Raw genomic sequence first — 13,720 nt, 5'->3', positions numbered from 1 at the left:
CCTATGAAGAATAGCGTATCCATCATATTATTACTATTGTGCTATACGATTAGTGCACAAAAAATAGATCCTGATGTAGATTCTATGTCTGATAAGATCGAAAATAAAGTGATCGAATGGCGAAGAGATTTTCATCAAAACCCAGAACTTTCTAATCGAGAATTTGAAACTGCCAAAAAAATTGCTGCGCATCTAAAAAGTTTGGGATTAGAAGTAACGGAACAAGTGGCTAAAACTGGTGTTGTGGCTATTTTAAAAGGAAAACAAGAAGGAAAAGTAGTCGCATTGAGAGCAGATATAGACGCTCTTCCTGTAACCGAACGAGCCGATGTTCCTTTTAAATCTACGGTAAAAACTACATTTCTTGATAAAGAAGTTGGTGTCAGTCATGCTTGCGGTCACGATACGCATACAGCAATTCTAATGGGAGTTGCAGAAGTTTTAAGTAAGCATAAAGAAAAGATAAACGGCACTGTAAAGTTTATTTTTCAACCGGCAGAAGAAGGTCCTCCTCCTGGTGAAGAAGGTGGAGCAAAATTAATGATCAAAGAAGGGGTTTTGAAAAACCCTGATGTAGACGCAATTTTTGGATTACATATTAATTCAGGAACACCAGTAGGAATGATTCGTTACAAACCAGGTGGTACTATGGCTGCGGTAGAACGTTTCGTAATTAATGTAAAAGGAAAACAGACGCATGGTTCTGCTCCTTGGTCTGGTGTGGATCCAATTTTGATCTCAGCAAAAATAATTGATGGACTGCAAACCATTATCAGCAGAGAATCACCATTGGTAGAAGAAGCTGCAGTAATAACAGTGGGAAAAATAACAAGTGGTGTTCGTTTTAATATTATACCAGAAAGTGCAGAAATGATTGGAACTGTAAGGACTTTAGATCCGCGAATGCGAAAAATGATCATTCGCCGAATGAGTGAGATGGTACCTTCAATAGCAGAAGCATATGGAGGCAACGCTACGATTGAATTTCAAAATAATACTTCTATTACTTACAATGATCCTGATCTAGTAACAAAAATGCTACCTACAATACAAGGAGTTGCAGGAAAAGAAAATGTAGTTTTATCTAAAGCAACAACAGGTGGTGAAGATTTTTCGTATTTTCAGGAAGTAGTTCCTGGTTTTTATTTCTTTTTAGGAGGAAAACCTCACAATTCTGAAGACGCACCTGCTCATCATACCCCAGATTTTTATATTGATGAAAGTGGAATGTTACTTGGAGTAAAAGTAATGTCTCAATTGACTTTAGATTACTTAAACGCGCAATAATTTTAGTATATGGAAACTATCATAAATTTTCTGGGCACTATATCTTGGTGGATGTGGATATTGCTAGTGTTAGGTTTAGTAGCAATACGAGATATTTTTTTCAATAAAAAACATACCATAAGTCATAACTTTCCTATAGTTGGTCATCTAAGATATCTATTAGAAAGTATTGGACCTGAAATGAGACAGTATTTTGTAGCGAATAATAGAGAAGAACTCCCGTTTAATAGAATAGAAAGAGGTTGGGTCTATGCTTCTTCTAAAAATGAAAATAATTATGAAGGTTTTGGAACGGATAGAGACATCTATGAGCATCAACATATTTTTGTAAAAAACTGTATGATCCCTTTTCAGATGAATTCGGATCATCCTAACACCATAGACAAAACTTTTTTACCGTGTGCCAAGGTTATGGGTGTTTATAACCAACGTAGAAAACCCTATCGTCCAGCCTCTATTATTAATGTTTCTGCTATGAGCTATGGTTCATTATCTGCTCGTGCAGTAGATTCTTTAAATATTGGTGTAAAAAAAGCTGGAGCATTTCACAACACAGGTGAAGGAGGTTTATCTCCATATCATAGTAACGGAGGAGATGTTGTTTTCCATTTTGGAACAGGTTATTTTGGTGTTCGCTCAGAAGATGGAAATTTCTCTATGAAAAAAATGAAGGAACTTGTTGCTAACAATCCTTTTATTAAGGCAATAGAAATTAAACTCTCCCAAGGTGCAAAACCGGGAAAAGGAGGAGTTCTTCCAGGAGCTAAAATAACTCCTGAAATTGCTAAAATAAGAGGTGTTGAAGTCGGTAAAGATGTCTTATCTCCTTCAACTCATAAAGCGTTTAAAAATGTACCTGAATTATTACAACTTATAGAAGATATTGCAGAAGAAACTGGACTACCTGTTGGTATTAAAGCAGCAATTGGAAAAACCGAACAATGGGAACTATTGGCAGAGCTTATGGTAAAGTCTAATCGAGGACCTGATTTTATAACTATTGATGGTGGAGAAGGTGGAACTGGAGCTGCACCTCCAAGTTTTGCTGATCACGTATCGCTTCCCTGGATCTATGGTTTTAGTGCGATTTATAAAATATTTCAAAAGCATAATCTAACGGAAAGAGTGGTCTTCATTGGAAGTGGAAAATTAGGTTTTCCTGCAAAGGCCGCTATGGCTTTTGCAATGGGTGTAGACTGTATTAACGTAGCTAGAGAAGCTATGATGAGTATTGGCTGTATTCAAGCTCAAATATGTCATACAAATAAATGTCCTGCAGGAGTAGCCACACAAAGTAAATGGTTACAAAAAGGTATTAATGTCCCTTTAAAATCAGATCGATTAGCACAATACTTTAAATCTTTTAGAAAAGAACTCGTAGAGATAACTCATGCTGCCGGATATGAACACCCATCGCAATTCACAATGAAAGATATTGATGTGAATGTCGATGACGGAGAACTTACAAAAACCTTAGAAGATTCCTTTAAATATAGCAAAACTCCAGTAGAATTCACCTGTACTCAAGATCTGAAAGATTGCTCATATTTAGGAGGACATTATTCAGAAACACTTTCAAAATAACATTAAATGAACATCGAAATCATTCCTTTATTAATTTCATTAATTCCATCACTATTCATCACTTTATTAGCACTGTTTTATTTTAAAACACATACTGATAATGAAGAAAAAAGAAGAAGATATCTACTTCACAGGGAAAATCAGAAACAATCATTACCACTTCGGTTACAGGCATATGAACGTATGGCGTTATTTATGGAACGAATTTCTCCGGGTAAATTATTGCTAAGAACTCCTCCAGTAGATGATGATAAGAAAAGTTATGAATCCTTACTTGTAAATACTATAGAACAGGAATTTGATCATAATCTAACCCAACAAATTTATATTTCAGATGAATGTTGGAATATGATTAAAACTGCCAAAAACGGAACGATCGCCTTAATTCGAAAAAGCGTTTTGAATAACGAAGTAGATTCCTCCAATAAAATGAGAGAAATGATTTTAACGGAAGTGGTCGAAAAAGGAGCCCCAAGTGATACGGCTTTATCTGCTATTAAATCTGAGGTAGAAGATCTTTTTTAGCGCTATCCTGGTGAATAATTATTTCAGAGATGATCAATACGTTTTAATTTAAAGGTTTGTATAATTAAAATAGTTATATGAAAAGAACCCTATCAGAATTTCTTCAAATTGCATTGGGCATATTTTTGGCAAGTGTAGGGTTAAAAATGTTTTTGCTCCCTAACGGTTTTTTAGATGGAGGAGCTACAGGTATTGCGATTTTACTTAGCGAACTTTTTGAACTTGATATTTCTGTTTTCTTATTACTGGTAAGTATACCTTTTCTAGTTTTGGCTTGGTTTAGTCTCACAAAAAGAATTTTTATCAAATCCTTACTATCCATTATTTCTCTTGCAATTATTATCCATTTCGAAAATTTCAGTGCTATTACTGATGATAAACTTTTAATAGCAATTTTTGGTGGTTTATTTTTAGGAACTGGAATCGGCTTAACTGTTAAAAATGGTGCTGTGTTAGATGGTTCCGAAATATTAGGAATTTTCATCAACGATCGATTAGGCGTAAGCATTGGGAAGGTTATTTTAGTATTCAATATTATTTTATTCTGCATTACAGCTTTACTACTTTCTATAGAAATAGCCATGTACTCTATTTTAACCTTTATCGTTACCGCCAAAGTTATAGACTTTATGATAGAAGGGTTTGAAGATTATGTAGGTTTAATGATTGTCTCGGAAAAACCTGATGAAATTAATAGACAATTAATTAAAGTTATAGGAACCGGCACAACGATGTATTCAGGTTCTGGAGGTTTTGGAAAAAGAGGTGAACAGTCTGAAAAAAAGATTATTCACAGCGTAATCAATAGAATTGATATCAGAAGAACCTACAACTTGATCGACACAATTGATAAACACGCTTTTATTGTAGAATTTGATGTAAACAATATCAAGGGAGGAATGTATACTAAATTTTTGTCTAAAGAAGGATTAAAAAAATTAACTCCTGCCAAAAAAACAGAACAGAACACTCCTATTTAATCTGAAGTAAAAATAATTACATGTTATCTAATACTCAAACATGACACATACACTTCATATAACCATATACTTTGAGAATAAAATTGATCTAATTTTTCTTGAAAAAGTTGTTACGCTATTTGATCCAAAAAGAACAGTAGATCTTAATAGTGATGATTATGTAACATATCTCCCCAAAACATTTAAGGGAATGGGAGTTGTAGTCAATTTAAAATTTGGAAATAAGAATTATAAAGAATCTGTTTTTGATTTAATGGTAAAAGCGAATAAAATAAATGATAACTGGAGCATTAATGGTCCTCTAAAATTGAGAAAATATATGTTCCGAATGATTTTGAATACACAAGATATCTCTGAAGGAGTAAATGGAATACACTTAACATTGTTTAAAGAATAAAATTTGTTATTGTAGCGTATCCAATAAAACAATAATATCATCTAATTTCAAAAAACAAATCGTAGGAATTAACTGCTGGACTATACTAAGTTAAAAGTTTTAAAACACCTTTAAAAACAATTGTTTATCAAGATTTTTCACCATTATCAAGTAATGATCACATAGAAAAATGGGCTTCTACTATTAAAAACCATTTCCGACACAAATACTAAAAAGAGATTTTTTGAGTTAAGTAAATATGTTTTACTTCGTAAAACGACATTATTAAAATGCTTGTGTAATTTAATGAATACTGTTTTGAGGACTTCAGACATCCTCAGAAATAATTTCCGAAAACCAGACAAACTCGGTTAGTATTCATTCCTCCACACTATCTTTTCACAAGTACCTTTTTTAAGGATATGGATGTTTACTATTCATATCCCAGCAAGTCATTTGAACGTTGAATCAAACCGTAAACACAAACTCAATATACATCAAATGAAACCAATTGCACTCTTTAAAGTAAAACATAGGCAGAGCTTTAAACAGATTACACACAATACCTCTAGAATATTTTGTTTACTTCTTATGATTAGTTTTTCACAAACTAGCTATTCTCAGAAGAAGAATTCTTTTAATTTAGGAAGTGAAGAAGCATTCTCTAGTAATTTTTTTAATGCAAAGTCTAATAACATTACCCTTACCGTATCTGAAGACCTATCGTACAGTGGCATCATTACTAAAAAGAAAGGTACTCCAGATTCATATTCTATTATTGGAAGTATTGGGAATTCTGAAACCTCAACATTCCATATTACCAAACAAAACAATTTGATATCTGGTCATATTGTTTTGTACAAAGAAGATATTGCCTATAAATATTTCTCTGATGATCAACATGCTATTTTCATTGAAAAAGTTGATATTAATAAAGTTTTATGTATAAAATATACAAGAATTGTTGAAAAGGAAGATGACACACAAAAAGCTTCAACAAGAGTTCCCACATTATCAAGTTTACCAGGATCTGCTTTTACTGTTTATTTGGATTTTGATGGTGAAGTAGTAAGTGATACTTGGTGGGTAAATGGAGGAACTATCAACGCGCAACCTACAGGATATAGCGATGCTAAAATTACTGAGATCTGGAGAATTATGGCAGAAGATTTTAGACCATTTGATATCAATATCACTACAGATAGAACTACTTTCGAGAATACACCAATTAACCGTAGGATGATGTGTATTTTTACTCCTACTACCGATGCTGCTCCTGGATCTGGTGGTGTAGCATATCTCAATTCTTTTTCCAATAACAATATTGATAACCCTTGTTGGGTATATAATAACGGAACTCGATCTGCTGGAGAAACAGGATCACATGAAGTTGGACACACATTAGGATTATCACACGATGGAGTTCCGGGAAATCAATATTATTCAGGACATGGATCATGGAGTCCAATAATGGGATGGAGTGCTAGTAAACCTATTGGTCAATGGAGTAAAGGAGAATATGATAATGCTATTACTCAGGAAGATGATATGGGTATTATCGCTGGAAACAGAAATGGTTTTGGGTACAAAGAAGATGATCATGCTGATACGGTTTCAGAAGCAACTCCTATTCAGGTAAGTTCTGATGGAACTGTAGATCCTGCGTTACATCAAGCATTAATATCTACAAAAGAGGATAAAGATGTATTTTCATTTATTACTGCTGGTGGAGAGGTTAATTTTGATATTGATCCTGACCCTTATTATCCAAATTTAAACATACAAGCTAGAATCATTAGTGGTACAGGAGAAGAACTTGCTATATCCAACCCCACCAGTAATCTAAGTGCTAGTATCAATACTAACTTAGCAGGAGGTACATATTTTATAGAAATTGATGGTGCTGGCGAAGGAAACCTTTCCAATGGATATTCTGATTATGCTTCTGTAGGGTTTTATGAAATTTCTGGATCTTATACTCCTGGTAATAACAATCAACCTCCAATTGCCAACTTTGAGGCTGATATAGATTGTGATCAAGTTAGTTTTAGAAATACTTCTATCAATACGGTTACTTCTGTTCTCTGGGATTTTGGAGATGGAAATACATCTACAGAACAAAACCCAACTCATACCTATACTACCGATGGAGTTTATACAGTTTCCTTAACAGCTACTAATGCTATTGGAGAAGACACCAATACTAAGGAAAATTTGGTTACCATAACAATAGCCTCTTTACCCAATAATAGCACACAAACGATTTGTTCTGGTGATACTGATCCAATTACCGTATCAGGTAGTAATGGATATATTTGGTATGATGGCCCAAATAGCGATACTATTATTGCCACTGGACCAAGCTTGGATATATCAAACGTTACCCAAGATCAAACATACTATGTTGCTGGAACTACTGATCCAATCGTTGAAGCCATCACTGGTATCACTGATTTAGCGAATTTATCTGGTAATATTCATCAAGGAGGATTTAATTTAGTATTTGATACTGATCAGCCTATTGTTTTAAAGACAGCTGTTGTTATTGCGCAAGGTTCTGGAAATAGAACGTTACAATTAATAGCTGCCGATGGAACTGTAATAGATTCTAAAACAATCAATATTCCTGATGGTGAAAATACTATTGATATTAATATGAATATTCCTGCTGGAACTGATATGGAAATCGGTTTCCTAGAAGAAGCAAACCTTTTTAGAAGTAACGATAACATCAATTATCCCTATAGAGTGGATAATGTGGTAAATATTAAAAGAAGTTCTGCTACTACTAATCCACAAGGTTTTTACTACTACCTATACAATTGGGAAATTTCTACTCTTGGAGGTTGTACAACTTCAGAACGAGCTATTATAGAAGTAAATGTTTCAGAATCTCCAACTATACCAACAGTAAATAGAGATGATCAAACTAATGAACTATCGGTAGTAGAAAATTATACTTCATACCAATGGTATTTTGAAGATCAACCGATTACAGGTGCAAACGCTCAAACCTATTTGGCCCAAGAAGCTGGAACATACACAGTAGAAGTATTTAACCAAGCTGGATGCATCACTTTTTCTGAGCCTATTGAAATTCAATCCTTATCCACGCCTGATATTCAATCTCCAGAAGATCTAATTGTACTATATCCAAATCCAGCAAACGAGATATTGCATATTGATGGAATATCTAATTTAAAGGATAGATATTCGTTGAAAGTCATTAATACTTTGGGACAAACGGTAATTCAAAGATCAGACGTTCCAGAAACTATCAATACTACAAAGCTTTCTGAAGGACTATATTTCTTATTGATTAACAACAAACAAGTAGATAAGTTTATAAAATTACAGCGATAGTAAGAATTAAATTAATCTTTTAAATATAAAGACCAAATAGTCAAATTGAGATTTTCATTTATATAATAGATGATTACTCAGTTTGACTATTTTTTTAGGAATATCAAGCAGATACTTTTATCCTGCCATATCGATATCCTTTAATTTATTTTCATCAGCTTGCTTGGCCTTTTCAGCAGCATAATCAAATCCTTGCTGCCACCAACTACGCATTAATTTTTTATTGAAAACTAAAGAATTCTCTGTTAACTTTGATGGTGTGTAATACAAATTCAGGACTACGTCTTTATTTTTTGCAGCTAACTTTCCCACTACAGTATCATGACCTTCTACCTGATCAAACATAAAGCTAAACAAGTTTACCATTAGCGAAAATGGATTTTTGCCTAGCACCTTATTATGTTCCATATTTTCAGATTCTAAAATTACGGCATCTATCTCTGTTGCCCCTCTTTTGATTGCTTCCCGAATAGGCACCATACATCCAAAACCTCCATCTGCATATTCACAATCATTTTTAGTGACCAAACTCATAAAAGGCACATAGTTGCAAGAGATCCAAATCCAATCACAAAAATCTTCATATGAAAAATCATTAATAGATTTATACTCAGTAGTATTTTTGGTCAAATTAGAAACCGTAACTACCACATCCTTAACTTTTTTCTTAGCCAACTCGAATTCTATTTCAGAAAAATTTCTACGGATATTTCTTCGTAAGTTTTTACTTTCTCCAAATGTTCGTTTACGTTTTAAGAATTGTACTATAGTGTTGAAGAAATTAATTGATACAAACTCTCTATTTCCTTTTTTACGGGTTCTAAAAGGATTTACACTAAAAATTGTATGTTGATTTACGTTGGTATAGATATCGTATACCTTTTGTATATTTCCTAATGCCAATTGCGGTATCAATAAACTTCCAGTAGAAGTTCCTAAGAAAAGTTCATATTTTCTACCTTGCTCCTGGATCAAATATTGAGCTACACCTCCAGCATAAGCTCCTTTACTTCCTCCTCCAGATATTACTAATGCACGCATATATTTTTATTCTAATCGGTTTGATATATTTTTTTCTTTCGCAAATTCATACCCTTTCTTCCACCATTCTTTCATTTTTTCTTTTTCAAAAATTAATGAATTTGTAGTCAAAACTGTTGGCGTATAGTACAGATCCATAGACACATCTTTTCGAGTTGCGATAAACTTACCAATTCGAATATTTTGGTGTTCTATAGTATCCATCATAAAATCTACCATACTGGTTATTAAGGTAAATGGATTCTTGGTAGGCATCCTATTTAAATAATTAATTTCCGTTTCCAGGATAATCACATCTACCTCTTTAGCTCCTCTTCGAATGGCTTCTTCAATTGGAACCATAGAACCTAACCCTCCATCAACATAATCACAATTATTCTTTCGTACTAAACTCATAAAAGGAGGATAATTACAAGAAATCCAAATCCAATCGCAATACTCTTGATAGGTGCACTCTCTGATAGACTTGTACTCCACTTCATTTGTAGATAAATTAGTAACCGTAATCACTACATCTTTATCAGATGCTTTAAGTTGATTGAAATAGGTTTCTGTTACTGATCTTTTAATCAGATTTCTTAAATTTCTGCTATCTCCAAAAGACTTGTTTCCTTTGATTAGATTTCTTAGTACATTAAAATGGTTAATCGTGATCAGATTGTATCCTTTTCTCTTTTTGATCACAAAGGGACAGTTTCTAAAAATTGAGGATTGATTGACAGACGTATATACTTCTTTTATCTCTTTTATTTTTGACAAGGCTAAATGAGAAATCAGTAGGCTTCCTGTAGATGTACCTACATATAAATCATATTCCCTCTTTAAATCTTGAATAAGATATTGTGCCACTCCACCAGCAAAAGCTCCTTTACTTCCTCCACCGGATATGACCAATGCGCGCATAAATTAGTTTATGGGGTTAATTTCTTTTCTAAAAAATCTTGTTGCCTTTTTGACAAATGAACCTTTAAATCTACATATTTCTTTTGAATTGTAGGGTTCTTTAAAAGGTTATCCAATACTTTTCTGCAAAAGTTTCTGAATCTCCAATTATGATGTACAGCTCCGTCTACCAAATCTACCAAAGATTGATCAGAAAAAGCCTGAAGACTCTCTAAGTAAGTAAAAGCATTTTGGCGAGTACTAAAATGATGAATAGGAGACGAATACCCTGAGAGTTCTTTATAAAACTCCTGATGTTTTCCTTTTTCATACTCTTGAGTACTCAATGCTAGCACCAACCATAAGATTCTAACGTTTTTGTCGTGAAATCCAATAATATCTTTCGTTTGCTCCAAATATTTTGCTCTATCTGCTGGAAAATTAGCCCACAAATGGTATAATGCAGGTTCTATAGTGGCATAAGATTCATCCTTCAATAAAGATTCATATTGCTTTTTTAATTCTCCAGGAATGGTATTCATTGTATTTGCAATAGTTTGTCGAACAAAAATATTGTTGGTTTCAAAAGCTTTCGTAAATAATGCTAATGATTCTTTGGAAGTATCTCCTTCTAATTGATAAATCACTTCTTGCCCTAAATACTCATTTATCGGAAAATCTAATGCTGTTGCTAGCGTTCCCCACTTTCCTGCAATAGGCTGTGTTCGCTCACTTGCAAGTGTTAGATAACGTTTAATAAATGGCGTTTTCGTTAAAATATCTAATGCTTCTTTTGATGGAAAAACCATTGCTTCCAACCATATTTTTTGATAGTCCGATAAATCTTGACCACTTACTTTTTCAGCAATGGTAATAAAATCAGAAGTAGTAACATTGCCAAATTGATGTTTTTCTAAATATTCACGAATTGTAGCTTTAAAGTTAGCATCACCAATCATATCTTTTAGCGCATGCAATGCCCAAGCACCTCCTTGGTAAAAGGTAAGAGAACTCGCTTTTGGATCTAATAAAGCCGTTGCATTTTCAGCTTTAGATTGTTCTGTAAGTTGTTCTGCGCTCTCATACAATTTATACTGAAAATAATCATCACCAAAAATTTCTCTCTCTGCTAATAAGGCATAATAGGTTGCAAAACCTTCTTGCAACCAATGATGCTTTCCTTCAGTTTCAGTAATCAAATCTCCGAACCATTGATGAGCTAATTCATGAGCATTTACATTGATATAATTTCGATCATTAAAACCTATTGGGTCTACTACAAAAGCATCTGAAAATATCGTAGTACCAGTATTTTCCATACCTGCATATAAAAAGTCTTTTACAGGAATTTGCTTATAATTTTGCCATGGAAACGCATACCCTATTTCTTTTTCCAGAAAATCAAATAACTGCTTACTATGCTTGTACGTAGATTCGAATTTATCCTTATCAGCAGGGTAATAATACATCTCTAACGGAATTCCACTTTCAGAAGTTTCCACAACCTTTTCATACTTTCCAATAGCTAACGCCAATAAATAGCTACTCATAGGATACTTCATATCATATTCCCATCGTTTTATAGAATCATTGACAGCTTGTGAGTTCAACAACTTCCCATTGGCTATAACTTCATAATCAGAATCGTAGTGAATAACCAAATCGAATTCTACTTTCTCATTCATATCGTCAAAACTAGGCAACCAATTAGACGTATATTTTCCTTGTCCTTGTGTCCATATTTGATCTTCGCCTTGGTAATCTTTTAAAAAGTATAACGCTTTTTTAGGTGCAGCGATATACTGAATTTCGACCGTATGTTCAGAATTTTCTGTAAAATCCCTAGCAACTTTTATTTTTTTTGTATCGTAATTAATTTCTGTCTTTTCTCCATCTAATAAGACATCCATAATTTGCATATTCTGTGCATCGATCGTTATAGAGTCTATAGCTTGTAAAATTTTAAACGTATAGACCACTTTACCTTCTACTTTTTTGAAATTAGCATCCAGAAAAACAGCTACCTTTCCTGTTAAGAAATCTACATAAGGTTGTTCTTTTTTAATATTAGAAAACCTTTCAATTTTTTCATTCCCAGCAATGGTTACAAAAGAAATAAATCCAAAAAACAAATACAGAATAAATCGCATATAATATGATAATCAAATGTTCTGCCAAAATAACGAATTAATTCACTTGTTGTGACATCTGAATAAGATGATCATCCAATAAAATTTCTAATCGTGATATTAAGAAAAAACAAAAAACCCGAGCAGTTGCTCAGGTTTTTAACCAAAATATTTAATTTAAACATACTATCTAATTAAATAGACGTCTTTTTAACTCTTACAAAATCCACATACATATCAGTATTCCAGAATACATTGATGGCATTATTATTAAAGATTCCATCATTAGAACCAATATTAAGATTCAGGATTACATTATGTGGCCCAAAATTTTCTAACTGTAAATCTGGATCAATTCCATTATAGTAATTAGCTACGGGCGCTCCATCTACCAGCACATCTACATAAACGTTTCCATTTACATTTGTCCAATACATATCATAGGTATGCCATCCTTCGCCAATATTATCATAATGTCTTACTGCATTTTGTCCTAATAAACTTTCACCTTCATTATATCCATAAAACAAATTACTAGCATATTTTTCTCCTCCGTAATATCCATAAGAATATGCTTCCATCATATCAATCTCTCCTTGAGTAGGCCAAGCTGTTTCTTGAACAGTCCATACAGCAGGCCAAACACCATAAGTTTCTGCAAATCCTTTAGCATTTCCATTTTCCCATGCTATCACTTTAGCGCTTACTTGCACATGAACTTGCTCGTTATAACCAGGCTCAAAACTAGCCCAGGATTTTACATGACCAGATTCCCATAATCCGTTTTGCTTTTTATACGAACGTAGTCGTAAACAACTTCTATTATCTAGGTTCTGAATACTAACATTCCATGGTCTATACATACAAAAATCAGAATTATAATCTAATCTTTCTGTTCGTTGCCATTTGGCGTCAATATTACTTCCAGCATTAAATTCATCGATAAGAATATCGGTCCAAGGAGCTTTTGCCGAAACCGATGTAAATCCTTTATAAGTTTCTTCTGATGTTACTTCATCTTTACTACAAGAAATAAAAAAAGTAGAGATTGTTAATGCGAGTGTGTAAAGTAATGTTTTTTTCATGAGATAATGTATTTGGAGTTAGACAGTTACGCTATTACTAAAACGTTTTCGTAAAGTTAGCCAAAAAAGCAGGTGAAACGCATTTCCTTTACGGTTAAAACGTAATTATTTGTCGATGAAATACGATTTACAAAACACCAACTCCAATAAAATCAACACTTTCAGAAGAATTTAAGAAAATTTATTTTGAGGGGCTGAAAATAAAAATTCAATATACTTTTAAGATAAAAAATCACTAAAAAGCATAATTTCAACCCTTAACTTTACTAAAAATTAAAATATTTAAGCAAATTATTACAGATCTTCCTATAAAATTCACAAAACAACCTTTTCATATTACATTCTAATCTACTTATCGCTAATTATTTATTTCTATATTGTGCTGTAAACAGAGTCTCAAATAATCGGTCAATTGTCTTCAAGCGCTAATATCTTACAAACTCCTATCGATTACTTAAAAGGTGTGGG

General features: G+C 33.1%; 10 protein-coding genes. 6 read left to right on the top strand and 4 right to left on the bottom strand.

Annotation, left to right across the window (positions count from 1 at the left end):
* The first annotated feature begins 3 nt into the window (after positions 1 to 3).
* From GBO31_RS09060 to GBO31_RS09035, 6 genes are all read left to right on the top strand, one after another.
* The gene (locus GBO31_RS09060) at positions 4 to 1,287 is read left to right on the top strand and encodes an amidohydrolase (RefSeq protein WP_219008017.1); all 1,284 of its coding nucleotides are present in this window, start codon (positions 4 to 6) and stop codon (positions 1,285 to 1,287) included.
* A 9-nt stretch (positions 1,288 to 1,296) separates the two neighbouring features.
* Entirely contained in the window at positions 1,297 to 2,871 is a 1,575-nt protein-coding gene (locus tag GBO31_RS09055) for an FMN-binding glutamate synthase family protein (RefSeq protein WP_219008016.1), read from the top strand.
* 6 nt (positions 2,872 to 2,877) lie between these two features.
* Positions 2,878 to 3,396, top strand: coding sequence for a hypothetical protein (locus tag GBO31_RS09050; RefSeq protein ID WP_219008015.1), 519 nt, complete (start codon positions 2,878 to 2,880; stop codon positions 3,394 to 3,396).
* Between the two features lie 77 nt (positions 3,397 to 3,473).
* On the top strand, positions 3,474 to 4,376 hold the full coding sequence (locus GBO31_RS09045; RefSeq protein ID WP_219008014.1) for a YitT family protein: 903 nt from the start codon (positions 3,474 to 3,476) through the stop codon (positions 4,374 to 4,376).
* A gap of 40 nt (positions 4,377 to 4,416) precedes the next feature.
* On the top strand, positions 4,417 to 4,773 hold the full coding sequence (locus tag GBO31_RS09040; RefSeq protein WP_219008013.1) for a hypothetical protein: 357 nt from the start codon (positions 4,417 to 4,419) through the stop codon (positions 4,771 to 4,773).
* 480 nt (positions 4,774 to 5,253) lie between these two features.
* Positions 5,254 to 8,115, top strand: coding sequence for a PKD domain-containing protein (locus GBO31_RS09035; protein ID WP_219008012.1), 2,862 nt, complete (start codon positions 5,254 to 5,256; stop codon positions 8,113 to 8,115).
* Positions 8,116 to 8,232: 117 nt separating this feature from the next.
* Here GBO31_RS09035 and GBO31_RS09030 read toward each other — a convergent pair whose 3' ends face one another.
* The 4 genes from GBO31_RS09030 to GBO31_RS09015 form a co-directional block, all read right to left on the bottom strand.
* Positions 8,233 to 9,156: a patatin-like phospholipase family protein gene (locus GBO31_RS09030; protein WP_219008011.1), complete on the bottom strand. Its 924-nt coding sequence runs from the start codon at positions 9,154 to 9,156 to the stop codon at positions 8,233 to 8,235.
* A gap of 6 nt (positions 9,157 to 9,162) precedes the next feature.
* Entirely contained in the window at positions 9,163 to 10,059 is an 897-nt protein-coding gene (locus GBO31_RS09025; protein ID WP_219008010.1) for a patatin-like phospholipase family protein, read from the bottom strand.
* 8 nt (positions 10,060 to 10,067) lie between these two features.
* Positions 10,068 to 12,188, bottom strand: coding sequence for a M1 family metallopeptidase (locus GBO31_RS09020; RefSeq protein WP_219008009.1), 2,121 nt, complete (start codon positions 12,186 to 12,188; stop codon positions 10,068 to 10,070).
* Positions 12,189 to 12,361: 173 nt separating this feature from the next.
* Positions 12,362 to 13,252 carry a glycoside hydrolase family 16 protein gene (locus tag GBO31_RS09015; protein WP_219008008.1) on the bottom strand — a complete coding sequence of 297 codons (891 nt, stop codon included), beginning with the start codon at positions 13,250 to 13,252 and terminating at the stop codon, positions 12,362 to 12,364.
* Positions 13,253 to 13,720 lie beyond the last annotated feature (468 nt).

The sequence above is a fragment of the Aquimarina litoralis genome, assembly GCF_019295435.1.
In the GTDB taxonomy this organism is placed as follows: Bacteria; Bacteroidota; Bacteroidia; order Flavobacteriales; family Flavobacteriaceae; genus Aquimarina; species Aquimarina litoralis_A.
Note: the sequence above shows the minus strand (reverse complement) of the source record. Positions and strands in the feature narration are given on the sequence as shown.